General features: G+C 42.7%; 23 protein-coding genes and 1 pseudogene. 5 read left to right on the forward strand and 19 right to left on the reverse strand.

Annotated elements, in window-relative coordinates; translation table 11 throughout:
• Positions 1–37: 37 nt before the first annotated feature.
• The 5 genes and pseudogenes from H571_RS14215 to H571_RS15750 form a co-directional block, all read right to left on the reverse strand.
• Positions 38–1,687, reverse strand: coding sequence for an Alw26I/Eco31I/Esp3I family type II restriction endonuclease (locus H571_RS14215; protein ID WP_036217569.1), 1,650 nt, complete (start codon positions 1,685–1,687; stop codon positions 38–40).
• Between the two features lie 40 nt (positions 1,688–1,727).
• Positions 1,728–1,976: a glycoside hydrolase family protein gene (locus tag H571_RS15745; protein WP_084482676.1), complete on the reverse strand. Its 249-nt coding sequence runs from the start codon at positions 1,974–1,976 to the stop codon at positions 1,728–1,730.
• A gap of 11 nt (positions 1,977–1,987) precedes the next feature.
• Positions 1,988–2,263 carry a hypothetical protein gene (locus H571_RS0104620; RefSeq protein ID WP_027848289.1) on the reverse strand — a complete coding sequence of 92 codons (276 nt, stop codon included), beginning with the start codon at positions 2,261–2,263 and terminating at the stop codon, positions 1,988–1,990.
• 12 nt (positions 2,264–2,275) lie between these two features.
• Entirely contained in the window at positions 2,276–2,551 is a 276-nt protein-coding gene (locus tag H571_RS16235) for a transposase domain-containing protein (RefSeq protein WP_342664331.1), read from the reverse strand.
• Positions 2,549–3,192 (reverse strand): annotated as a pseudogene (locus H571_RS15750) (IS66 family transposase); the annotation flags it as partial. The gene H571_RS16235 and the pseudogene H571_RS15750, both read right to left, overlap by 3 nt.
• A gap of 65 nt (positions 3,193–3,257) precedes the next feature.
• Here H571_RS15750 and H571_RS15880 point away from each other — a divergent pair.
• From H571_RS15880 to H571_RS0104645, 3 genes are all read left to right on the forward strand, one after another.
• Positions 3,258–3,566 carry a hypothetical protein gene (locus H571_RS15880; RefSeq protein ID WP_027848291.1) on the forward strand — a complete coding sequence of 103 codons (309 nt, stop codon included), beginning with the start codon at positions 3,258–3,260 and terminating at the stop codon, positions 3,564–3,566.
• Positions 3,567–3,989: 423 nt separating this feature from the next.
• Positions 3,990–4,802: a sugar nucleotide-binding protein gene (locus H571_RS0104640; protein ID WP_027848292.1), complete on the forward strand. Its 813-nt coding sequence runs from the start codon at positions 3,990–3,992 to the stop codon at positions 4,800–4,802.
• Complete coding sequence (locus H571_RS0104645) at positions 4,780–5,532, forward strand: lysophospholipid acyltransferase family protein (protein ID WP_027848293.1); 753 nt, start codon at positions 4,780–4,782, stop codon at positions 5,530–5,532. Before H571_RS0104640 ends, H571_RS0104645 begins: the two co-directional genes overlap by 23 nt.
• Positions 5,533–5,602: 70 nt before the next feature.
• Here the strand turns inward: H571_RS0104645 and fabB are convergent, their stop codons facing one another.
• Both fabB and fabA read right to left on the reverse strand, forming a co-directional pair.
• Positions 5,603–6,829: a beta-ketoacyl-ACP synthase I gene (fabB, locus tag H571_RS0104650; protein WP_027848294.1), complete on the reverse strand. Its 1,227-nt coding sequence runs from the start codon at positions 6,827–6,829 to the stop codon at positions 5,603–5,605.
• A gap of 14 nt (positions 6,830–6,843) precedes the next feature.
• Complete coding sequence (fabA, locus tag H571_RS0104655) at positions 6,844–7,359, reverse strand: 3-hydroxyacyl-[acyl-carrier-protein] dehydratase FabA (RefSeq protein WP_027848295.1); 516 nt, start codon at positions 7,357–7,359, stop codon at positions 6,844–6,846.
• A gap of 211 nt (positions 7,360–7,570) precedes the next feature.
• On the opposite strand from fabA, the gene H571_RS0104660 reads away from it, so the two are divergent.
• Together H571_RS0104660 and H571_RS14230 are read left to right on the forward strand one after the other, a co-directional pair.
• Positions 7,571–9,136, forward strand: coding sequence for a methyl-accepting chemotaxis protein (locus H571_RS0104660; protein ID WP_027848296.1), 1,566 nt, complete (start codon positions 7,571–7,573; stop codon positions 9,134–9,136).
• 4 nt (positions 9,137–9,140) lie between these two features.
• Positions 9,141–10,922, forward strand: a complete 1,782-nt coding sequence (locus tag H571_RS14230; protein WP_051168148.1) for a putative bifunctional diguanylate cyclase/phosphodiesterase — start codon at positions 9,141–9,143, stop codon at positions 10,920–10,922.
• On the opposite strand, the gene H571_RS16170 is transcribed toward H571_RS14230, so the two are convergent.
• From H571_RS16170 to xseA, 12 genes are all read right to left on the reverse strand, one after another.
• Entirely contained in the window at positions 10,919–12,391 is a 1,473-nt protein-coding gene (locus H571_RS16170; protein ID WP_027848297.1) for a methyl-accepting chemotaxis protein, read from the reverse strand. The genes H571_RS14230 and H571_RS16170 overlap by 4 nt on opposite strands.
• A 3-nt stretch (positions 12,392–12,394) precedes the next feature.
• On the reverse strand, positions 12,395–12,913 hold the full coding sequence (locus H571_RS0104675; RefSeq protein WP_027848298.1) for a PAS domain-containing protein: 519 nt from the start codon (positions 12,911–12,913) through the stop codon (positions 12,395–12,397).
• A gap of 182 nt (positions 12,914–13,095) precedes the next feature.
• On the reverse strand, positions 13,096–14,169 hold the full coding sequence (locus H571_RS0104680; RefSeq protein WP_051168149.1) for a nickel/cobalt transporter: 1,074 nt from the start codon (positions 14,167–14,169) through the stop codon (positions 13,096–13,098).
• On the reverse strand, positions 14,166–14,822 hold the full coding sequence (locus H571_RS14235) for a DUF1007 family protein (RefSeq protein WP_036217572.1): 657 nt from the start codon (positions 14,820–14,822) through the stop codon (positions 14,166–14,168). The genes H571_RS0104680 and H571_RS14235 overlap by 4 nt, the downstream gene beginning before the upstream one ends.
• Positions 14,823–14,850: 28 nt before the next feature.
• The gene (locus H571_RS0104690) at positions 14,851–15,822 is read right to left on the reverse strand and encodes a metal ABC transporter solute-binding protein, Zn/Mn family (RefSeq protein ID WP_211219756.1); all 972 of its coding nucleotides are present in this window, start codon (positions 15,820–15,822) and stop codon (positions 14,851–14,853) included.
• A 15-nt stretch (positions 15,823–15,837) separates the two neighbouring features.
• The gene (locus H571_RS0104695; RefSeq protein ID WP_027848301.1) at positions 15,838–16,716 is read right to left on the reverse strand and encodes a metal ABC transporter permease; all 879 of its coding nucleotides are present in this window, start codon (positions 16,714–16,716) and stop codon (positions 15,838–15,840) included.
• Positions 16,713–17,480: a metal ABC transporter ATP-binding protein gene (locus H571_RS0104700; RefSeq protein WP_036217575.1), complete on the reverse strand. Its 768-nt coding sequence runs from the start codon at positions 17,478–17,480 to the stop codon at positions 16,713–16,715. The genes H571_RS0104695 and H571_RS0104700 overlap by 4 nt, the downstream gene beginning before the upstream one ends.
• Before the next feature lie 201 nt (positions 17,481–17,681).
• Positions 17,682–18,770: an AI-2E family transporter gene (locus H571_RS14240; RefSeq protein WP_036217578.1), complete on the reverse strand. Its 1,089-nt coding sequence runs from the start codon at positions 18,768–18,770 to the stop codon at positions 17,682–17,684.
• 20 nt (positions 18,771–18,790) lie between these two features.
• Complete coding sequence (locus tag H571_RS14245) at positions 18,791–19,081, reverse strand: hypothetical protein (RefSeq protein ID WP_051168151.1); 291 nt, start codon at positions 19,079–19,081, stop codon at positions 18,791–18,793.
• Between the two features lie 45 nt (positions 19,082–19,126).
• A complete protein-coding gene (locus H571_RS0104720) occupies positions 19,127–20,935 on the reverse strand; it encodes a Na/Pi cotransporter family protein (RefSeq protein ID WP_027848303.1) in 1,809 nt (602 codons plus the stop codon).
• A gap of 24 nt (positions 20,936–20,959) precedes the next feature.
• Positions 20,960–21,793, reverse strand: a complete 834-nt coding sequence (locus H571_RS0104725; RefSeq protein ID WP_027848304.1) for a peptidoglycan DD-metalloendopeptidase family protein — start codon at positions 21,791–21,793, stop codon at positions 20,960–20,962.
• 9 nt (positions 21,794–21,802) lie between these two features.
• Complete coding sequence (gene xseA / locus H571_RS0104730) at positions 21,803–23,182, reverse strand: exodeoxyribonuclease VII large subunit (protein WP_051168152.1); 1,380 nt, start codon at positions 23,180–23,182, stop codon at positions 21,803–21,805.
• Between the last annotated feature and the right edge of the window lie 3 nt (positions 23,183–23,185).

The raw sequence follows: 23,185 nt of genomic DNA on the forward strand, positions 1-23,185 counted from the left end.
AGCGTCATAAAACTTATATTCTTTAGCTTAAAAACAATTAACTAACATCCTCAAACTCTTCCCTTACATACCGATCACTATCCCACATTGAGCTAATCGCATTCCCCACAACTAACATTGCCGAACTCAATACTTTCTTAGCTTTTTCAAATGACTCTATTTCCTGTGAAGGAAAGGTTTGAGCCCACTCTCTAAGAGCATATTCAGATCTACCACCTTCCTGAGAAAAAATAATTTCTTTAATTTCATCATCTAATCTCTGAACTTCCGTATTTGAACAACTTAATATATTAATAGCCTCTTTAACTAACTCCGACACTGCTTCAGCTTCAACTTCAAATCCATGCCTGTTATTCTTCTCAATATAGGTTCTTAGCGCCTCAAAACCTATTCGGATACGCCGGGATTTCTGTTCACTCGAGTATTTTGTCGTCCTAGGTTCTTCGAGCAGGCTGTCAAATATAGTGACAAATTTTTCAGATCTCAAATTTTCAAATTCAACTTTTCGATCGGCATAATGAAGTTCAAGAAGGTACACAAGAAATGCATATTTTTCGCTCTCGAATATAGAGCAAAGTATTTTCATCGCATTTCTTTGATTATCTCTAAGCATCTTTGATAGCCTTAAAGCCTTTTCATCGCTATCCACACTTAGTTTGCGCTGATCCCACAATGGCTTAGCATACCAAGACGCAACCGAGATATCTTTATTTTCACACTCGATCAAATACAGAACGTCTTCCAGAGACATTCTATTATTTTTAGCAGAGTTTGCTGCCTTACTTAAAAGCTTAAACTCAGGGCGATGGCAAAAGCCAAGAGACAATGGACCAATATGATCCGCTGTTGGTGGGCCTTCCCCTCCATCTGCATTGGGTTCATTTCTTAGAAGAGTTTTAACCAATCCCATAAGGCGGTCAGCTGCTATCCAATCACCTTCAGACCAGAATTCAAAAACACGCCTGTCAGTAGTATAACTTCTCAAGTTCGCAGCATGCCTACCAGTGTCAGCCTTCCCCCTACAGCACCGGTTGAAAGAATGAAATCCATCGAATCTGTCCGGCGCGTTTGACATAACGCCAGGACTTAAAATCGATGGTTCATTAGGAATATAGTCATTATCTAGCCAACTGAATATATCATCAATATTTCTTCCTAAATCAGGAATCAAAGCATCCTTAGTACTAAATATTTTTTTAAACGAAGAAAATAGATTTTCAGGGGATAAATCATATGCACGTTGAACCGCTTCGTGAATTGGCTCCATAGTGGATATTTCAAAGTCTTCACCAAGATACTTTTTAAATCTTTTTATTAGATTTGCCTGTGGATAAACATAGGCAATTCTCATTATCTCTCCGCACCTTTTACATGGCTTTTCACCAGTTGGATGAATTTTCTTAGCCGTTTTACTTATCCATTGATCTTTTTTGGTATCAATTCCTAGGCTTTCTGCTTTTGCTCTCCACCAATCTCGTCTTTTATTATGTGTAAATTGGTATTGGCCACCTGATCGGTTAGACGGAGCCTCCCATTGAATTTTTCCATCATCCTTTACTGCATCAGGCATTCCATTGTATGTCGGATGAGTTACTATTGCCTTCATATATGCAACAAATTCGCTTGCCCAGGACTGGCCCTTACTCCCATATTGGGAAGGGTCATCTATAATCTCATTCTTTTCCATACCAAAAACGCCCAAAAGTCGATATAATCACATGATTATATCAGTAGGCTTTTTCAGAACAATGCTTTATATAGATTTTTCCTTCGATCGCTCGGCGAGTTACCAATCCACTTAACATTCGACCACCAGCCCAAACCCACCTAACTAGCTGGGCGGGTACTTCACTATGAGCCTGTCGATTAACCTTCCTGCGTAACGTCGAACACTGAAACGCGCCGGAGCCTAAGTTGTAAGTGAACGATACAAGCGCATCAAAGTAAGCGTTCATTCTAGGGCGTTCTTGACTCATACCTAAATAAGCTATTTAACTTCTTTAAGTGGTGTCAGAAGCTCTGGGGAGACTTTGTATTGTTTACGCCCATCTTCATCTTGGCCTAACACTATCACGCTTTTTCGATTGATTTTGGTTACTAAACCTACCTTAATCCCATCGCGGGCTTCAAAGGTTGCTTTCATGCCTACATGCAGCCTAACTAAAGCCTGAAGGGTCTCTTTTTCACGTAATTCATCAATACGGCGGCAAATTAGATGGTTCAGTTCAAGTAACTGATCCAGTGTAAAACCTTCAAAATTCATGGTGTTTATTCTCTACAGGCTTGATTGTCGCTGAGGGTGGCGTGGGTCGATTAACGCACGTAATGGATTGTCGGCAAATCGTTCTTTCCATAGCCGTGGGGTCAGTTCATTAACTTTGCTAGCCGGGTGCTGACTGATTCGCTGCAATACATCGACTAGGTAGGTGTAGGGATTGAGGTCGTGTAATTTACAGGTACTGATTAGGCTTTGGATGATGCCTAAGTGTTCAGCACCCAGTTCCGTCCAGCAGAACAGCCAGTTCTTACGGCCCAGTGGAATGGGGTGCAGGGTGCGTTCTAAATGATTAGTGTCGGGTTGTACGTCTGAGTCTTCTAAGAAGACGCTTAGGCTGGCTTCACGTTTGAGCACATAATTAAGTGCTTTACTCAGTGGATCACTCGGTAGCAGACCACTGTTTTCCAGTTGGTCTTGGCACCACTGGAAGAAGTGACTGACTAGAGGTTGGGTGTGGTCTTGGCGGTATTGGTGTTTTTTTGGGCTTCAATAAAATAGCGGCGGCTGTGTACCCAACACTGGGCATGAGTGATGTTTTTTTGTGCGGCAGCATAGCGTGCATAAGCGGCATAGCCATCACTGATAAGCGTGCCTGAGAACTGTGATTTCAGCACTTGCTCAATATGAAGCTTGCCTCGACTATTTGAGTAGGTAAACACCACTTCATCGGCATCGCCATACATTGGCCAGAACCACCCGGATTTCATTTTGCCTTTTTGTGCTCCAGGCCGCTTTTGGTGACCGGCTTTAATGGGTGTTTCATCCATTGCCAGCACTCGACTGCGTAAAATGCTGTCGGTTTGGGCATCAACGATGGGGCGCAATAAATCAATGCTGCGTTTAACTAAATTGGTGAGGGTGCTGCGACTAACGGTGATACCCGCTTGTGCCCAAGCCTTAAACCTGAAGCCCAAGCGGTCGAGTTACCCCAGCTATCAGCAGGCAGTTTAACCGAACGTGTACAGCAGCCCTTGATGTCGTGGCTAATGGTGAACTTGCACCAGATACAGCAGCGCAATTTATTAGCAGTGTTGGAATGCTGGCGCGAGTAGTAGAAATTGATGAACTACAGCAACGACTTGAAGCCCTAGAGCGCACAACGACCACCGCAAACAACGACACTATGAAACTAATTACATTGTCTGCACCAGAACAACAAATAAACGGCCTTGCGCATAGTGGTGAACACATTAAGCGCCAGCCAGATGAAAGCCTAGACGTATTACAGCAACGCGCCGTTGCAAGATGGTACACAGGTCAGCCGATTGTATGCGCGGTTATGGGCTGAGTTATGGGCATAGCACCAGAACGAATAAAGCCTAGCTTAACCACTGGGCTTTTTTATACCTACAAGATAACCAGCCTTATTCTTTGTAGTGAACAACATTAAGCGCCAGCAAGAGAATATCTTTAAGTCTGCTGATGCTGTTATACTTGCTGCCTGATTTATTTAAGAACTTTGATTAAGGGCTTTTTCAAAGTCAGTATCAACAAGCTAGGCTAAAGTATCAGATTAAGCCCTAGCCCCTTAAAAATGTTGGTACATACGTTGGTACATTGGAAAGCGGCAGCTTGAAAAGCGTTATAAAACAGTAAGTTAGACTAACTATTCAACTCCCGCCGTCTCCACCAAACACCTAAAAAAGCCCCCGCCTTACAAGGTTGGGGCTTTTTTATCTTTAGTAGTTGATTATAAAAAAACAGGTGCTGTATGCGTATTCTGCTCTACTCAGACTACCCAGCTTTGTTAGAGGCATTACAAGATGAGTCCCGCCGCTACTCTGGGCTGGATGTAATTCAGGCACACCCAGAAACCGAGCTGCTGACTCTACCAGACTTTCAGTTTATGCTTCTAGCGCCCCTTGGTGATACCACGGAAGCGGGTGCAACTAGCAGTACCGCTAATCAGCTAGACTCATGGCAAGAAAAAATTTCAGCACTCGTTGAACTGTGTAGCCTAAGGCAAGCACAAATAATATTAATTTCTTCCGACTTAGTTTTTTCACCTGATCAACCAAGTATTAGTGAACTAGACTCGCCAAGCAACCCATCTTCCTTGGCAAAAAGTCTTTTAGAGCTAGAAAGCAAAGTAGCCGAGCTTCCTAAATCTATTATTTTACGAACCGCACCCAGCCTAAGCTCTTCCATTAGCGGCGGTTTAGCACAACTAGTGGCCAACTGCAAAGCAGGTAAGCCTGCTGAAGCTTTGGCTTACCGTGGTTTACAACCACTAGATGACTTGGCTAGAATTTTATTAGGCATAATATTACAAATTGATGCCGGAGCAAAAGCCTGGGGTCTCTATCACTATGCAGGCAATGAGCCTGTCAGCCAGAGTGAGCTTTATTCAACTTTAGCGCGTTATCTAAACCTAGAACCTCAAACTGTAAAGCCCTCCATAGCTAACCAGCAAACTATGTCTAGCCAACATTTATTAGATACTTTTGGTGTGCACCCACGTGCATGGCGAGAAAAACTACCTGAACTATTGGAGCAGCTGAATGAGTCAGCCCAAACCTCGTAAACCTCGCCCACTAGGCAGTCTTTTATTCTACTTTGGTTATTTTTTTGCCTTATTAGTTATTGGTGCTCCTATGGCTATTTTGTCCATTCCTTTACCATTAAGGCAGCGCTTTTCACTACTCAACGTGTACAACCGCTTTGTGCTTTTTTGGCTAAGAGTTACTTGTGGTATTGAGTATCGTTTTGAAGGCCTAGAAAACATACCTGTCAACAATCATGTAATGGTTGCCAACCATCAAAGTGAGTGGGAAACCATTATTCTTCACACGCTTAAACCACCCCTTTGTGTTGTACTAAAGCAAGAATTATTGAATATACCTATTTTTGGCTGGGGTCTGCGTTTAATCAAACCCATTCCCTTAGATCGTAGCCAGCCAGCTAAAATGCTACGTAAAGTTTTAAAAGTAGGGGGAGAGCGACTTGAAGAAGGTCTATCTGTTCTTATCTTTCCTGAAGGCACTCGTGTTGCACCAGGCCAACGTAAACCCTTTAGCAAAAGTGCTGCCATGATTGCCTGTAAAGCAGGTGTACCTCTAGTGCCTGTTGCCCACAATGCTGGTGAACACTGGGATCCAAAATCTTGGATTAAAATGTCTGGCACACTAACCCTGCGCATAGGCAAACCTATACCAACCCTTGGCCGTAGAGCTGATGAAGTTATAGCTGAAGCCCAAGACTGGGTTGAAAAGCAGCTAGCAGAAATATCTGCTATTCCTCGACCGCCACTATAAAAATTCAGTAAAAAATAACCCCAAACCCTTTAAAGGTTTGGGGTTATTTTATTCTTGCTTAAAAGCTAGATTAGGCTTGCTGATAACGCTTAAAGACTAAGCAAGCATTAGTGCCACCAAAACCAAAGCTGTTCGATAAAACGCTATTTAAAGTCACATTTTCACGTGCCTTACCAATAACTATATCTAAACCAGCCGCAGCTTCATCCAAGTTATCTACGTTGGCAGAAGCGGCAATAAAGTTATTTTCCATCATTATTAAGGAATAAATAGCTTCTTGCACACTCGTTGCACCTAAGGAGTGACCTGTTAAAGACTTGGTTGAGCTAAGTGGGGGGCAAGCATCACCAAACACTTCACGTATAGCTTTCAACTCAGCCATATCACCTACTGGTGTAGAAGTACCATGAGTATTAATGTAATCAACCTTGCCGCCTTCTAAACCAGCCATAGCCTGCTGCATACAACGAACAGCACCTTCTCCAGAGGGAGCAACCATGTCGTAACCATCAGAGGTTGCGCCATAGCCGACTAGCTCAGCATAAATTTTTGCGCCACGTGCTTTTGCATGTTCTAGCTCTTCCAACACCAACATGCCGCCACCGCCAGCAATAACAAAGCCGTCACGGTCTGCGTCATAGGCACGAGAAGCTTTATCTGGGGTTTCATTGAAGTTGGTAGAAAGTGCGCCCATGGCATCAAACAAAGAAGACATAGTCCAGTGCTCTTCTTCACCGCCACCTGCAAAAACCACATCTTGCTTGCCTAGTTGAATCATCTCCATTGCATTACCAATACAATGCGCTGAAGTAGCACAGGCAGAAGAGATAGAGTAGTTAACACCCTTAATTTTAAAAGGTGTAGCCAAGCAAGCAGAAACAGTGCTACCCATGGTACGAGTGACACGGTAAGGCCCTACACGACGCAAGCCTTTCTCACGCAATATATCCGCAGCTTCCACCTGATTAGCAGAAGAAGCACCGCCAGAACCAGCAATTAGCCCGGTGCGCACGTTAGAAACCTGTTCTTCACTTAAACCCGAGTCTTCTATCGCTTGCTGCATAGATAAATAAGCAAAAGCTGCTGCATCACCCATAAAACGTTTTAGTTTACGGTCTATTAATTCATCTAAATTTAGATCAATACTACCTGCGACTTGGCTTCGAAAACCTTTGTCTGCGTATTCTTGTTTGAACTTGATGCCAGAGCGCCCCTGACGTAATGAATCAAGAACGCTTGCCTTATCTGATCCTAGGCATGAAATAATACCCAGACCGGTAACGACGACTCGTCTCATCAATTTGTCCTCTCTTAGAAGCCACTAGTACTGGAAAATAAACCAACTCGCAAATCCTTTGCCTCATAAATTTTACGACCGTCTACTTCCATTACACCGTCCGCAATACCTAAAATTAATTTGCGGCTCATGGTGCGCTTAATATCAATACGGTAGGTTACCAGCTTGGCAGAAGGTAGTACTTGACCAGTAAACTTCACTTCGCCACTACCTAGAGCACGACCGCGCCCAGGGTTGCCTTGCCAACCTAAGTAAAAGCCAACCAGTTGCCACATAGCATCTAAACCTAAGCAGCCAGGCATCACTGGATCACCAGGAAAATGGCAGTCAAAAAACCATAATTCTGGCTTAATATCTAACTCAGCGATAATTTGTCCTTTACCGTAAGACCCACCATCTTTGTCGATTGTTAGAATACGGTCTAACATTAACATGTTGGGTGTTGGTAGTTGGGCGTTGCCAGGGCCAAAAAGTTCACCACGGCCACAAGCTAAAAGTTCTTCATAAGTGTAGGAATTTTGTTGGGTCACTAGATACTTCCGTTTTTAGATTCTTGTTTAGGGGTATTAGAATTAAGTTTACTATCTGCCGTAGTTTACTGACAAAGTTAGTGATTTGCATCTGCTCCAACTTAATTGATGTCAAGTTATAACACTTAATCTACACCCACGCCTTTAACCTGCTACAATATGTGCTTCTAATATTCCATTAAATACGGCAGCACTTGCGACTCCTGTTACCATGAAAATAAACCTGCCAGTTACTGACAAAGAAATACCTTTAACCAACCAAGACAGGTTGGTTTCTACTACTAACCTTAAGGGCAGCACCACTTACGCCAATGATGATTTTCAACGCATCAGTGGCTTTTCTAGTGATGAATTAGTAGGTAAAAATCACAACCTAGTTCGCCACCCAGATATGCCTCCTTTGGCCTTTGCTGACTTATGGGCTCGTATAAAAGCTGGCGATTCTTGGATGGGCGTTGTTAAAAATCGCTGTAAAAATGGGGACACCTACTGGGTTGATGCTTACGTCTCACCCATTTTTGAAAACAACCAACATATAGGCTACCAGTCCGTAAGAGTTAAGCCTGAAGAAAGCCTCGTAAAACGTGCTGAGCGTACCTACACAGCAATCCGTACTGGCAAACAAAAAGCACCCCGCAAGCGTTGGTCAGCCTATGGTCTTTTGTTGGGTTTAGTCTTACTGCAAATTCTTTCTACCCTAACAACACTTTACCTAGTTGATAACCGAAGTTTGGCAGGTTTTACTGTTGGATTTTTTGGGTTAATTATTCTAGGTTCTGCTGCAGTGTTTCTAAACCCGCTTAAAAACATCTACCAAAAAGCACTGAATATAGTAGACAACCCTGTAGCGCAACAAGTTTACAACGGTAGTATGAATGAATTTGGTGCACTTGATTTAGCACTACGTATGCAGCAAGCACAACTACGAACAGTCATAGGCCGAGTGCAAGATGCCACTCACTCTTTAGGTGAAGTTGCTAATACAACAGAAGAAGCCATGCATCAATCTGAGCAGAGTGTAGGAAACCAAGAAGCTCATTTAAATGACTTGGCCAGCATGATAGAACAACTTGATACAAGTATCCGAGAAATTGATCAAAGCATTGAAGGCATTAACCAAGCCAGCCAACACATGGATCAAGAAACTCACCGTGGTCAAGCCAGTGTTGAAGCCAGCGTAGCAAGTGTACACCGCATGGCTGAACAGCTTGACTTGGCAACCACCAGTATTGAAAGCCTGCGTGAAGATGCAGCCTCTATTAGTGAAAGCATTCGCGCCATTACTGATATAGCAGACCAAACCAACCTTTTAGCACTCAATGCAGCCATAGAAGCTGCCAGAGCCGGTGAATCGGGTCGCGGATTTGCAGTCGTAGCCGATGCCGTTCGCCAACTAGCTAGCAGTACGCAAGATGTAACAGAAACTATTACTAGCCGTATAAAAGTTATTCAGCAAAATATCAGCCAAGCTGTAAAACAAATGGGTGAAAGCCACCAAGAAAGCCAAAATACTGTTGAACAAATAGAGCAAGCTGGCCAAGTATTAAGTGAAATGACTAGCGCGGCTGATCAGGTTCTTAACTCTAGCCAGCGAGTAGCAACTGCCGTACATCAACAGTCTCAAGCCAGCTGTAGTGTAATAGAAAGCTTGCAGCAGTTACGTGAGGTAGCAAATAGTACCCGAACTCAAGCTGCTGCCACCTCACGTAGCGCAGACCATCTAACCGAACAAATTAGGCAAATGCACTCACTAGCTAAAGCCTTTTCGGAAAAATAACTCGATGAGCAGCCTTTCAATCTCAATTGCTAGCTTGTTAACTTTTCTACCCCTATCACTAGCCTTAGGTTTTTTTCTTGGTCAGCTGTTTAAAAGCTACCGCAACCGATCAAAAAGAATGACTTTAAGGCTTATGAGTGAGGTTTTTGACCACACTCATGATGGTGTAACCATTACCGATGCCACAGGTACCATAGTTTCAGTTAACCGTACTTTTACGCAGGTTACAGGTTATAGTGAAAAAGAAGTTTTAGGTGAAAACCCACGTATCTTAAACTCTGGCTATCACGACCAAGACTTCTACAAAGAGTATTGGCAAGCACTAATTAATAAAGGCATCTGGCAGGGAGAAATATGGAACCGTCGCAAAGATGGTGAAGTTTACCTAGAGTGGCTAACTTGCAAAGCAGTAAAAGATAATAAAGGCAAGCTTACCCATTTTGTTGCTATTTTTAGTGATATTACTGAGCACCGCCGACAAGAAGCGCGTCTTGCACAAGCAACAGAAAATGACCGCCTTACAGGCCTACCCAACACTGCCAATCTTTTAAGAAAACTAACCAAAAACCTACCTAGCCTCCAAAGGCAGTGGTGTGTATTGCTAGTAGATATCAACAACTTCAAGCTGGTTAACTCTAGCTACGGCTTTAGTGTCGGTGATCAGCTTTTAAATAATATAGCTAAACGCTTACAAAAATGCTGCTCACAAGGCTTGGTTGCCCGCCATTCTGCTGATGTGTTTATTCTAGCCGTACCTGTCATCAACAGCAGTGAAGCAGAACAGCTGGCTGAAATAAGCAGCTTAAGAAAATGCCTCAGCAAACCCTTTTCTATCTTAGGTCGTCTTATGGAGTTCAATATCTCTATAGGCGTTACCATTTGGGATGATGCTAGCCTAACTACCAGCTCAGTTTTACAAGAAGCAGAGTTAGCGCTTCATGCCGCCAAAAGCAAGGGTGCCGGGCAAACTCGCTTTTTTACCGAAGATTTACGCTCAGAAAAAAACCCCTTAGCTTACTTACAGGGACTTCGTGAAGCTTTAAGTAAAAATGAGCTTAGTTTGTTTTATCAGCCACTTATTACAGCAGCAACAGGCAAAACTCATGCGCTAGAGGTATTGTTACGCTGGATACACCCTACTTTGGGCACCATTCCACCCGATGATTTTATTCCACTTGCTGAGCGTCACGGATTAATGGAACCACTTGGCCACTGGATATTGCAACAAGCCCTAAAGCAATTTGCTAAATGGCAGCAGGAAGGGATAGCACCGCCCCGTATAGCTGTTAATGTGTCTCCTGTTGAGTTTCAAAGTGAGCATTTTGTAGGCAATGTGCTTAAAGCTTTAGCTAACTATCAAGTAGACCCAAGCTGCTTAGAGCTAGAGTTAACAGAAGGTGTGTTTGTGGAGCAAGACCCAACCACCTTAGAAAAACTAAACGAGCTTTCTAAAAGTGGGATTAGTCTAGCAATTGATGATTTTGGTACAGGCTACTCTTCTTTAGCTTACTTAAAGCACCTGCCAGTTAATCAATTAAAAATTGATAGGGCTTTTGTTAAAGGTTTACCAGAAAATGAAGCTGATAGAGCAATAATTGAATCAACCTTAGCACTCTGCCGTGGTTTAAAAATGAGTGTGGTTGCTGAAGGGGTGGAAAGTATAGAGCAGGCAAATTACCTACGCCAAGAGGGCTGCGACTATCTGCAAGGTTATTTTTATGGCCGGCCTGCTGACAAAGAGCAAACCAGCCTTAGATTAAAAAAACAAAAACAACCCTTAGTTTAATTGTTGGTTTCTTTATAACGCTGATGAACTAAATGATTCAGCCCCTTGAGTAACGCCCTGCTCTGCACTTCGGCCTTGCTCATCATTTCTACTATCCTCTCGCGCTCAGCAGCACTCGATTGACGGTAAAGTACTGCTGCCTCAGCAAGCTGACTTTGCATTAAACTATAGTTTTTGCGAACTTCATCAAAGCCCTTCAGTTGTGAAGTCTTGGTTGCTGTTGACTGATTTAGCCAATCTTGTAAACGACTAGCAATGGGTGCTTCAGTTTGATTAGACGAGCTTTCAGACTGATTAAAGTTGGCATAGTCACGCTGCTTATTAATGACATGATCTACTTTTAATAGGGAGGCAAAACTTAAGTCTTTAATGTATTCCACTTGCTGTAAAGTCTGACTAGCATCTTCTGCCACCTCGGCAAAACGCTGCTGAAAACCCTCAACCTCACTAATAATTAACTCGGCTAATTCTTTACTCTCTCTTGCGCCTTCAAGCGAAGTTCCAACCTGCTCGTTAAAACCTTGCAAGGTAGAGCCAATGCTTAAAGCGGCTTCTTTTGTTTTATTTGAAAGCTGTTTAACTTCATCAGCAACAACAGCAAAACCTCGGCCTTGCTCACCGGCTCGTGCCGCCTCTATGGAAGCATTAAGAGCGAGCAAGCTAGTTTGATCAGATATATCGGTTATCGCTTGCAGGGAACTCGTAACCGCTTCACTTTGTTCATTTAGCTCTTCTACTGTGCGACCAACCAAAATAACGCTTGCAGTAATTTTTTGTAGCAAACCACCCAACTTAACTGCACTTTCTTGGCTGATCAAAGCATTTTCAGCATTTTTTTCAGAAGATCGAGCTATAGCATTCATCAGCTCACTAATTTCTTTTAAATCTTGCTGACTCAACTCTAAGTTTTCACGCAAATTAAGGGTATTTAGTTTATGTAGTTGTGTTCCTAAGCGGTTTTGTTCTGTAAAAGCATCGTTTGCCTGCATCGCTTCAATTGATTGATTAACGCTTTCTAAGGATCGAGCAAACTCACCTGGCAAACCTTTTGATAAAGCTTTGCGTGAATAGTTTTTTTCTGCCACCGCAGCAAAAGCTGAGTTTACTTCCTTAAAGTAGGTTTCAATTAAGTCTAAAAAGTCATTTAAATCCCAGCTAACCTGCCCTACTTCACCCAACCCCCTTGTGCGAGTTATTCGATGATGCATTTCGCCTACTCTTGCCTTTTGCAGAGCGGAATAAATAAGTGAGAGGGTCATTAAAGGCTTGTGCGAATAACGAGCGACATAAATAGTAAATAACAAAGCAAGTATTGATGGAATTACAACCCAAATCCAGCTAGAACTAAAATAAGCTGCCAAGGCTGTAATGAGTGTTAGTAGGTTAAAAACAACACAAACAATTAAAAACTTACTGCCTAAAAAGGGAATGCCTTTTGAGATATGAGGGCCTTTAGCTGCTCGAAACATGGGCTACTCCTCTAGTCCTTCAAGCCGTGTAAGCAATTCATTATAGCTGCATCCCTGTTGCTTTATTTGCTCTTTTAGCCATAAGAAAGAGGCTTCAGGTGCACGACTAGCCGTTTCTTTAGACTCAATTACCAACATTTTTTTGTACCATTCATTTACCTGCTTAACCGCTGCATAGTTAGGTCGACGACGCACAGAAAAATAACCCGCTAGGCTAGAATCAGTCTTGTAATCAGGCGTAATGTTAGCAAAAACCCAATAAAAGCCACCATCAGAAGTTGCGTTCTTTACGTAACCAAAAAACTCTTCTTTTTGTTGTAAGGTGTGCCACAAAAAACGAAACACACCTCTTGGCATGTCTTTATGGCGAATCAAGTTATGTGGTTTTCCTAACAGCTCTGGCTCAGCATAGCCTGCTATTTGCATAAAGCGTCTATTGGCATAGGTAATTCGACCTTTGGGGTCAGTTTTACTAACAATAATATCGCTTTCACTGAGCTTAACTTCCCGCTCGTGAGACATTATCTAACTCCTGACTAAAATTGGGTGGTGGTCTAGTAAAAGCAAGTAACTCTTAAGAATACTAATGGAGCACTCGTTTACTTGCTTAACAATCAAGAGAAAGTTTAATACAAGTCAATTAGTTTAGTTGCAAAATTTACATAATAAACTTATCCCCATTTATTCACAGAGATATCCACAAGCTAAAAAAGACTTCTTGTACCACTGCTAGCTAAGCTTTCCACTAGCAGGCTAACACCTAACATTAAAATAAAACACCCACCCAAAACCACTAATAAAGCACTAAGCCTAGTTAAAGCCTTGCTTTGCAGTTTAATTAAGCGTTTTGCCAGCAAACGTGCCTTTACTGCTAAAATGGCTAAAAAAGCTACTGTTAGTGCAGTTCCCAAAGCCATTGCTAAAGTAGCCAATACACCTACCCACCACAGCCCTAATAAATTGGTAGCAACCAACACCAAAACTGCACCTGAACAAGGCCGCAAACCGATAGAAAAGACCAAGCTTAGGTTTTGTAACCGGCTACCTCCACTAAGTTGTTCTGGCGTTACGTGGTGTGCTTTACCACAATGACTGCAAGCGCTAGAAGCTAAGCTAGTAGATGAAAGCTGTAAACTCACTGGAGCGTGCGATGATGAAACACTAGTTGCCGATTTTAAAGGTTTAAATTGCAAACTAGGTTTAACAGGTAATAACTGCTTTATCCCCCGAAGCACTAGCAACAAACCCAGCAAAGTAACCAGTAAAAAACTAGCAGCTTCGATATAAACCACACTGGCTAAGGCTTCCTTAGCCAGCCAGCCCAAGCCATGCACTAAAAATGCCACCAATAAAATGGCCGTAATACCCTGAAGCATTGCCGCCATAAAAGAAAGCTGCACACCTTGGCGTAACTTTTCTGGTTGGGTTAATAAATAAGTGGTTAAAACTGCCTTGCCATGCCCAGGCCCTGCGGCGTGAAAAACACCATATAAAAAGCTAAGCAATAATAATAACCAAGTATTTTGTAAGGTCTGCTGTTCATTTAGTGCTTCAATTTTAGCAGAAAGACTACGATGGTATTCGCGCTGCTTTTGCATTACCCAAAAAGTAAATTCTTGCCATCGACTAGCCCTAGTTTTAACTAGGCTTGATTCAGTTGAAAGCTGAGCTACCACTGACGGTTGCTCATTCTTAGGTTCAGTTGCTGGAATACCAGGTAGGGGTGAAGCAATTAAGAAGGAAGTATAAAAAAGGAGTGTAGCTAGCAGGTATTTCATTCTAGGCAACCCAAGGTTACTTGTTCAGCAAAATGCTTACCTAACTCAGGATCTTCTGAAGTTTCCGTTTTATCTAAAGCCAAGGCTTGTTCAATTAAATTAGACGAGGGCGTAGGTGCTTTTAGTTCTAGCTGGCAACCAGCTGTTAGCCCCGTTTTATCTAACCCTGCCTCAGTGGCATGTAGCATTTCAATGTAATAAGTGGGGTCATAAATTTGGTAGTTAAATGAGCTATCTTTTAATAGTAAGGGTTGCGCTAAAGGCAAGTAAAACCTCAGCTCTAAGCGCTGGCCTCTTCTTAAAAGTGTTGCTTCCGTTACCTGCCCCCATTGACTCGCTGCTTGTAAAAAATACCCCTGAGTAAAAAAGTTAACGCTATTTAAGTTTTTTACTATCTCCCAAGCTAACTGGTCATAGCGTTCTTCTAATTCAGCAGCTATCCCGCCCTTTTCTAGTTCTTCGATTAACACCAAACTATAAAAAGGGTCAAAACGCCAAGCTTGCTCTAATCCCAAGAGCGCACTCTGCTCATTCATAACTGGCTTAATGCGTAGGTCTATCCATACATGCGGATGAGCATTAACTTTGGTTGCTGTAATTAACAAGAGCAAAAGGATAAGCAAAACACCCTTTAGCATTCGATACCTACGCATTAGCCTGTCCTTATCTAATTAAATACTTCTATTCTAACGTGGTTAGAAGCGTCTCCAAATTGTGCTGCATCATTTCTAAGTAGCTTGCAGCTGGGCCAGACGCTTCAGATAAGGCGTCGGAATAAAGTGTACCGCCTAGCTTGGCTTTTGTTTCACGTTTTAACTGCTCGACTAAACGTGGGTCGCCAGTATTCTCCATAAAAATAGCCGCTACCCGTTGCTCACGAATTTGTTCTACTAGGTGAGCCATTTCTGAAGCAGAAGGTTCTGAAGTGGTACTAACGCCTTGCGGTGAAACAAACGTTAGCCCATAAGCAGAAGCTAAGTAGCCAAAGGCAGCATGGGGTGTCATAACCTTGCGCTGACTTACCGGCAAGCGATCAAAGCGCGACTTCATAGATTTATGCAAGGCTTGTAAACGTTGAATATAAGCTGCGGCTTGCGCCTCATAATAAGCCTGACCTTGCGGGTCAACTTGAATTAAGCCATCACGAATATTACGTACATACTGTTGAGCAGCCACTAAACTTTGCCAAGCATGAGGATCATACTCACCATGCTGATGTTCATTTTTAGCATGGTCATGGTCATGGTCATGATCGTGGTCGTCCTCTCCCAACATGCTAATTGCTGCAACCCCTTGTGCAGCAATTACTCTTAAACCTTTATATTCACTAGCTGCAACCAAGCGGTTCATCCAGCCTTCAAACTCCAAACCATTTTCTATCACTAAGTCAGCCTTAGCTAATTTGCGTGAATCGGAAGGCTTAGGCTGGTAGGTATGCGAGTCTTCATTAATACCAACTAGCGTTACAACTTCGGCACGATCACCTACTAGCTGCTGAGTCATATCTTGTAAAATACTGAAGCTGGTGACAACTAATAGCTTTTCTTTAGCCTGAAGCTCTTTAACTTGAAGCAGAGATACACCTAAGCCCAGTAAAAGTACAAAAAACAGCCTGCCCATTTTTTTACTCATGTTTTTAACCATCAACGCCATTTTAATCACTCCAAATTAAGATTTAAGGTGTTTATTAGGATGCAGCCAGCGTTTTAGCAATCCATCGCGGCCTGCAAAAAGTGAAAAGATATGCAAACTACCCAGCACTAAAATAATGGCTGGGCCTGTGGGTAAGTCTAAATGCCAAGACATAAGCAAACCTAGCCAGCAACCTAGCAAGGCCAAGCCCAAAGCTACTAACAAGAGTTGGTCTAACTGCCTTGCCCAAAAACGTGCCGCTGTTGCTGGCAGAATCATAATACCCACCGCCATAAGTGTGCCTAAGGCCTGAAAACCCGCCACTAGGTTAAGCACTACTAAGGCTAAAAAAACTAAGTGGGTGGTTGTACCCACCTTGCTATGACGACGCAGAAAATCAGGGTCTAGGCATTCTAAAATTAAAGGCCGCAAAAACACTGCCAACAAAATTAACGTAATGGTGGCTATGCCTGCTAAAAGTATTAGGGCTTCGTTATCTAGCGCCAGCACGCTACCAAACAACAAATGCAATAAATCAATATTGCGGCTTTGCGTAGAAACCAACAGCACACCTAAGGCTAATGAGAGCAGATAAAAAACCGCTAAATTAGCATCTTCTTTAAGCACCGTAATGCGTGCCAAACCACCCGACAACAAAGCCACTACCCAACCCGCAATTAAACCGCCCAAGGTCATAGCGCCTAACGACAAACCCGCCACCATATAGCCCAAGGCAGCGCCCGGCAGAATGGCGTGAGCGATAGCATCGCCAGTTAAACTCATACGCCTTAGCATTAAAAAAACACCCACAGGCGTGGCACTAATACTTAACGCTATACAACCCACCAGGGCCCGGCGCATAAAGCCAAAATCTATAAAAGGTGCAAATAAAGCCTGATAAACCCAATCAATCATCCCTGCACCTCAACTTCATCTAGGTCACAAATAGGTGCTAAAGGATCGGCCAACACCTGCATTTTGCGGGCTTTAGCAAGGTTTTCAGCTGTTAATACTGTTTCTGTGACACCCATGCCTAAAACATCACGGGCTAATAATAAACACTTAGGGAAGTGGGTTCGTACTTGGTGTAAATCATGCAAAACCGCAATAACGGTTCTTCCTTCAGCTTGCCACTGCTTAATTAATGCAAGCAAATCTTCGGTGGTCGCTTCATCTACAGCGGCAAAAGGTTCATCTAAAAGAATTAAAGGGGCATCTTCTAATAATAACCGTGCAAAAAGTACCCTTTGTAATTGCCCACCTGAAAGAGAGTCTAACGAACGTTTACCAAAGCCTGTTAAGCCCACTGCTTTTAATGCCTGCTCTACTGCCTGCTTATCTGTACTTTTAATTGCAGCAAAAGCACCGCGCCTAGGCCAATGACCTAGGCTTACAAAATCGGCTACTCGTAAAGGAAAATCTAAATCTAAGCGAGCACGCTGGGGTAAATAGGCAAGCTGCGAGCGACCTAGTGGCCAGCTAATAGTGCCACCTAAAGGCCGAATTTCTTCCATTAAGCCTTTTAAAAGGGTAGATTTTCCACCCCCGTTAGGGCCGACCACTGCCAGCAAGTCACCGGTTAAAATCTGGCCATGCAAATGGTGTACGGCTGGGTGCATTTCATAACCTAGCGTTAGGTTATTGAATTGTATTAAAGCTTGGGCTGGGTTGTTTGTCATAACAGCATTAACTCATAGCCCAGCGGGTAAGTAGCCATAAAAGAGCGACTAGCGGCATAATTGCTAAAAGGCGAGTAACAACGCCTAGCTGTAAAAGAGAGAAATCGAAAAACTTCATTGCAGACACCAAATGTTATAACATAACAATTAATGCGCAAAGATAGCAGAAGTTATTTTCTGCTACCAGCTTTTTTTAATGAATTATTTCTGTTCTAGCGAAGCATCGACACCCTCATCTTGGCTAGGGTCTTCTACATCAGCAACACCATTACCCAGCATAACTGCTACCCACTGGGTTGAAGAGGATTGTTCTAAAGCAATTTTGGCTATCATGGTAAGTGGTATTGAAAGAAACATACCGGCCGCACCAAATAACCAGCCCCATAGAATCAATGATAAAAACACCACCAAAGGCGACAGACCTAAGCCCTTGCCCATAAAGCGAGGTTCAACCAAATTACCCATAACCAAGTTAACTGCCACATAACCACTAGCAATCAAACCTGCTTGAGGAAAACCTAGCTGCACTATGGCTAATAAAATAGCGGGGATGGCGGCTAAAATAGAGCCCACATTAGGTATAAAATTCATTAGCATGGCTATCAGACCCCACAAGAGTGGAAAATCTAATCCTAAAAACCAAACCCATAGAGCTATTAAGCTACCAGTAACAAGGCTAACGGTTGATTTAATAACCAAGTACTTATTAACCTGCACAACAAACTGACTGGCATTACGCAGTGACTTATCTGCATTAGGTAGCGCTTGGCGTAGTTTCAAAGGAAAGCTAGCCTCTTCTAAAAGCAAAAAAACCACAATAAAAATAATTAAAAATAGGTTGGTTAATAAAGCGCCTAGGTTAGTTAATGCCTTGGCAACCCAATCCATTACTTGTGATGGATTAAAATGCGTTAGTAGTTGTTTACTAGAAACGGGGGCACCAAACCGTTCTAAAGCTGGTAATAGCCCGATCATTTCCGCTTCTAAGCGCTGCTGATAATCAGGTAAACGAGTAATAAAGCTATCAATAGCTGTAGTAACCACCATGCCTAACAAACCACCAAACACCACTAAAAAACTAACAATAATTAAAATAGCTAAAATAGGTGGTACTTTTAGGCGGGTTAAAAAGTGCAGCGGGGGTGTACAAATAATTCCAATAAAAAGCGCTAGCATCACTGGAATTACTATGGCTTCCGCAGCTTTTAAGCCCGCTAAGATTACAATAACTGCAGCTAGCCCTAATAACCAAGCTAACCCCGGGCTTCTTATATCAAATGAACCAGGCATTTCTTTTCCTTGTTAGCGTTTTAATCGCTTTTGGTTTCTGTGTTTTCACTTGTCTGTAAATGGCGCTTTAGTGCATGTACCTTCATCACACCTTTGCGACGCTGTGCATAAATAACATCCAGCTTAAGCTGAAGCGCTTCTGCATCTTCAGGATCAGTGTCAATTTTATCAGCCAGCTTAGCACGCAAATCACGCTCTTTATTTTTTAGTTCTTTTAGTACAGTACGAATTGACTTGATCTCTTCCTGCTGAGTTTTACTATCAGCATCTAAAAACTGACTAAGCAAGGCTAGGAGTTTTTTTGCTTTCATTTTTTTGCCTCAAGACTATTCATGCCTTAAATTAGCTTTAGGATTCTAAAGAGGTAAACCTGCTTCTTTATCTATGAGTTGCTGAATTTCTACATCGTCTAAATTAAAAGACTCAGCCGTCTCTTGCGCTTCTTTAGTTAACAGAGCATGGACTGCTGAAATCAAATTATTGGCTATATCCGTTACGTAATTTTCATCATTCATAATAGAGGTAGCAATATTGGCGGTTAAGCGGCGATAACGAATCATCTCATCTAGCTCATCTGTCATAGTACGACTGGCTTTTTGAACCGATAACCTAAGTGAATCGAGTGCTAATGCCGTTGTACTAGTAGGCTCTTCGGCTAATAAAACTTGCAGCTCTCTTAATAGCCTTGCCAACTGTAGGCGAATTTGGTCATACCTATCTCTTACCGCTAAATTGGCAGATAGCCCATAGCGTGACAGGTTATTATGTAAATGTTTCATTCCTTTTACAGCACTAACTATATCTCGGCTTGCTTGGCGTAATACATACAGCTCTTCCGTTGCAGCACGAGTTGATTCACGCATTTGCGCTTCACTAATAAAAGCAATAATCTCGCTATGTAAACTTTTTATTTTTTCTTCGTAGGCATTTTCTACATCAATTGGAAAAATCCGTCTTGTTGCTTTTACCGCTGCAGATAAAGACTCTTCTGATTCTAGGGTGCTACGCTTAAGGCTTAAACCACTAGCCAGCAAACCAAAAGCATTATCAAACAAATGCTGCACTTCTTTACGAACAGCAGCCACCACGGTAGAAGGCGTTTCTAAAACTTCTGGATAAATATAAATAGGCTGCTCAATACTCTTAGGCACAAAGCGTATGACTTTTATTAAAAAGCTTTCTACCTGACTAATAAAAGGCATAAACACCACTGCACCCAAAACTCTGAAAAGGGTTTGAAAAAGCGCCAGTTTCAATAAATAGTCTTCTGCACCTATACCAAGGCAGCTAGACATCCAATCAACTAGCTGCATTAAAGGATTAATTAGCAGCATAGCCAGCAGGGTAGTAACCAAACTAAACAACACCTGAGCGGCTGCTAATCTTTTACCACCCAGGTTAGCCGCAAAGCCAGCTATAACAGCGCTAATAGCGCTACCTAAACTGGCACCAATAGAAAGTGCTAAAGCATTCTCATAACTAACCTGACCTACAGCTAAAGCAGCAATAACAATTAATAAGGTGGCATGGCTAGATTGCATTACAAAAGTAATTAGCGTACCTATTAAGGTAAAAAGCAAAACACCATAAACACCTGTCATACTGTATGTAGAAAGATCAAAACCTAGTTGGAAAGCTGTAAAACCTTCCTTCATAAAATGAATACCAAAAAACAAAAAACCCACACCTAAAACTAGGTTGCCCACCCCTTTAATAATTTTGCTTTTTTGCATTAATAACAGCACACCAAAAACCAACATAGGCATGGCATAGCTAGCTATATCAACTTTTAAACCCAAGCCTGCAATCAACCAAGCGCCCGTACTGGTTCCTATATTGGCACCTAAAATAATGCCTATACCCCCAGCGAGGGCAATCATTTCTGAACTAACAAAGGAAATGGTGATTAAGGAGACAAGGGTGCTAGATTGCATGAGTGTAGTACTGGTAAAACCTAGCAGAAGACTTTTCCAAAGGCGGTTAGTTGAATTTTGTAAAAGGGTTTCTAGGGCACCACCTGCAAAGGTTTTAAAGCCATCTTCTAAGCAGATCATACCAAAAATAAAGAAGGCTACACCTAGCGCCAGCTCCATAAACTCTGAGCCAACCCAAAGCACATAGGCAAGAAAAAGTAGCACTAATGGTAGGGTAAACCTTCTTAACATACCGCCCACCTAACTAGCTAAAGTTTAATTGTTGGCTTCTTTTAAAAATAAGGAAGGGTTAACACGTGCAGCATTTAAGCTCATGGTCCAATGTAAATGGGGGCCAGTAGAGCGACCCGTTGTTCCTACTTCACCTATCAGCTGCCCTGCCTCTACCTCATCTCCTACTTTTAAGTCAGCAAAACGACTCATGTGGCAGTATAAGCTAGTTAATCCTTGTCCGTGATCTATAACCAAAGTATTGCCATTAAAGAAATAGTTGTTTTTTGCGGTAATACGTCCTGGCAAGGCTGCTTTTATGGGCGTTCCTTGAGGTGCGGCTATATCTAAACCACTGTGCGGGTTTCTTGACTCACCATTAAATACACGACGAAACCCAAACGAACTAGATTTTCTACCTTCTGTGGGTTGAACCAAGTTAGGCAAGGGCAAAACTATGGGTCGAAAATTATTCATTGCACCCCTTAGCTCTGGCGTTTCTTTTCTAACCCTAGCTAAGTCTTCTGAAGACAAATTCACATGCTTGGGTGCTACCTTGAGTTCTTGAACAGGGTAATCTTTATGCTTTACCTGAAAAGGCAGGGGTAAATCACCATCACGCGTACGCCAATAAACTTGTGCCTTACCAGTTTTTTGATTTAAAGGGATACCCACCCAAGCGTACCACTGGTTATTTTTTTTAACGGTATAAACACGCTGCTTGTTAAAAAATACCTGAGGTGGTGCTTCACTCTGCTGGGGTATTTTAATAATCGCTATACCGCCAGGCACGCGCTCCTCTCTTGGCCAGGTAGCTGCTTGAACAAGGGAGCTAACTAGCACCAAACATAAAGTGAGACTTAACCAACCGAAACGCATAACCACTCCTTAATTTCTTACTGCTTTGGGCAGAGTTTGTTCCACTCGACACTCTAGCGCCCCTTCCGCTAGCCTAAGGGTAATAAGATCACCCACCGCTACCTGACTCGCTGTTCTTATTAACTGGTTAGCCTGTGTTTGAGCTAAAGCATAACCTCTATTTAAAGTATTTAATGGGCTTAGACTGTGCAAGCGGCTAACAGCTTGCCTTAGCTTTAAATGCCTTATTTCTTGCTGATTATTTAAGCTGGTTTGTAAACGTCTGCTTAGCTGTACTAAACGCTGTTGCTGCTCTTTTATTTGCTTAGCGGGTGTTGCTGTCGCTAAGCGGTTAGTAAGCTGATGTAGCTGGTTTTGTGTACGTTGCAAACGCTGTTGTGGGTGTTGGCTAGCCAAACGCTTGGCTAGGTAGTGTAAGGCTTGTTGTTTTTGCTGCCCTAGGCGCAAAGGTGCTTCAGCTTTAAGCGACAAATGATCTAAACGCTGTTGTAGGCCACGTAAATAGCTTGTCATAGCAAGGTTTAAATTTTGCCTTAAACGCTCAAGCTGCTGTAAAAGACTAGCCGCATCAGGACTGGCTGTTTCTGCTGCAACAGAAGGAGTAGCTGCACGCTGGTCAGCAACAAAATCTACTAGGGTGAAATCGGTCTCATGACCAACGCCTGTAATAACAGGCATAGCTGAAGCAGCCACCATACGCGCCAGCGTTTCATCATTAAATGCCTGCAAGTCTTCTAAACTTCCACCCCCCCTTGTTAGGAGGATGACTTCTGGTTGACCATGATACTGAGCTAAAGCAAGCGCTCTACGCAAGCTAGCTGGCGCTTCTACACCCTGCACTTGAGCGGGATAAACCAACACCTGCGCTAAAGGCCAGCGGCGCTGTAATACTTGCAAAACATCTTGTAAAGCAGCCCCTTGCAAAGAAGAAATAACACCCAGAGTTAAAGGCATTTTAGGCAGAGCACGTTTATGCTCAGGGGCAAACAAGCCTTCTTCAGCCAACTTCTTTTTTAAGGCCTCTAAACGAGCAAGTAGATCGCCCTCACCACTAAAGCGTAGGGCTTCAGCCAAAAGCTGATACTGACCTCGACCCTCATAAAGACTAAGACTACCTTTTAATAATAAACGGTCGCCATTGTTAGGGCGACGAGGCGTTAAAGCATTGCGCCCAGCAAACATCACACAAGGTAGCTGAGCCTGCTCATCTTTTAAAATAAAATACCAATGTCCTGCGCTGGAGGCAGTGAAATTAGATACCTCACCTTCAACCCACACCTGAGCTAGGTTTCGCTCTAGTAGCTGACGTGCACGTGCATTCAGTTGGCTAACAGTTAAGCTAGCTTGTAACTGATGCTGCTCGGCAGGTTGCAAGTGACTGTTAGCCATAGC

The organism is Marinospirillum minutulum DSM 6287 (assembly GCF_000422325.1).
Lineage (GTDB): Bacteria > Pseudomonadota > Gammaproteobacteria > Pseudomonadales > Halomonadaceae > Marinospirillum > Marinospirillum minutulum.

Bases quoted from the DNA above. Each gene is read 5' to 3' on its own strand.
- H571_RS14215 (WP_036217569.1), bottom strand. From the start codon at position 1,687: ATGGAAAAGAATGAGATTATAGATGACCCTTCCCAATATGGGAGTAAG.
- H571_RS15745 (WP_084482676.1), bottom strand. From the start codon at position 1,976: ATGAGTCAAGAACGCCCTAGAATGAACGCTTACTTTGATGCGCTTGTA.
- H571_RS0104620 (WP_027848289.1), bottom strand. From the start codon at position 2,263: ATGAATTTTGAAGGTTTTACACTGGATCAGTTACTTGAACTGAACCAT.
- H571_RS0104640 (WP_027848292.1), top strand. From the start codon at position 3,990: ATGCGTATTCTGCTCTACTCAGACTACCCAGCTTTGTTAGAGGCATTA.
- H571_RS0104645 (WP_027848293.1), top strand. From the start codon at position 4,780: ATGAGTCAGCCCAAACCTCGTAAACCTCGCCCACTAGGCAGTCTTTTA.
- fabB (WP_027848294.1), bottom strand. From the start codon at position 6,829: ATGAGACGAGTCGTCGTTACCGGTCTGGGTATTATTTCATGCCTAGGA.
- H571_RS0104660 (WP_027848296.1), top strand. From the start codon at position 7,571: ATGAAAATAAACCTGCCAGTTACTGACAAAGAAATACCTTTAACCAAC.
- H571_RS14230 (WP_051168148.1), top strand. From the start codon at position 9,141: ATGAGCAGCCTTTCAATCTCAATTGCTAGCTTGTTAACTTTTCTACCC.
- H571_RS16170 (WP_027848297.1), bottom strand. From the start codon at position 12,391: ATGTTTCGAGCAGCTAAAGGCCCTCATATCTCAAAAGGCATTCCCTTT.
- H571_RS0104675 (WP_027848298.1), bottom strand. From the start codon at position 12,913: ATGTCTCACGAGCGGGAAGTTAAGCTCAGTGAAAGCGATATTATTGTT.
- H571_RS0104680 (WP_051168149.1), bottom strand. From the start codon at position 14,169: ATGAAATACCTGCTAGCTACACTCCTTTTTTATACTTCCTTCTTAATT.
- H571_RS14235 (WP_036217572.1), bottom strand. From the start codon at position 14,822: ATGCGTAGGTATCGAATGCTAAAGGGTGTTTTGCTTATCCTTTTGCTC.
- H571_RS0104690 (WP_211219756.1), bottom strand. From the start codon at position 15,822: ATGGCGTTGATGGTTAAAAACATGAGTAAAAAAATGGGCAGGCTGTTT.
- H571_RS0104695 (WP_027848301.1), bottom strand. From the start codon at position 16,716: ATGATTGATTGGGTTTATCAGGCTTTATTTGCACCTTTTATAGATTTT.
- H571_RS0104700 (WP_036217575.1), bottom strand. From the start codon at position 17,480: ATGACAAACAACCCAGCCCAAGCTTTAATACAATTCAATAACCTAACG.
- H571_RS14240 (WP_036217578.1), bottom strand. From the start codon at position 18,770: ATGCCTGGTTCATTTGATATAAGAAGCCCGGGGTTAGCTTGGTTATTA.
- H571_RS14245 (WP_051168151.1), bottom strand. From the start codon at position 19,081: ATGAAAGCAAAAAAACTCCTAGCCTTGCTTAGTCAGTTTTTAGATGCT.
- H571_RS0104720 (WP_027848303.1), bottom strand. From the start codon at position 20,935: ATGTTAAGAAGGTTTACCCTACCATTAGTGCTACTTTTTCTTGCCTAT.
- H571_RS0104725 (WP_027848304.1), bottom strand. From the start codon at position 21,793: ATGCGTTTCGGTTGGTTAAGTCTCACTTTATGTTTGGTGCTAGTTAGC.
- xseA (WP_051168152.1), bottom strand. From the start codon at position 23,182: ATGGCTAACAGTCACTTGCAACCTGCCGAGCAGCATCAGTTACAAGCT.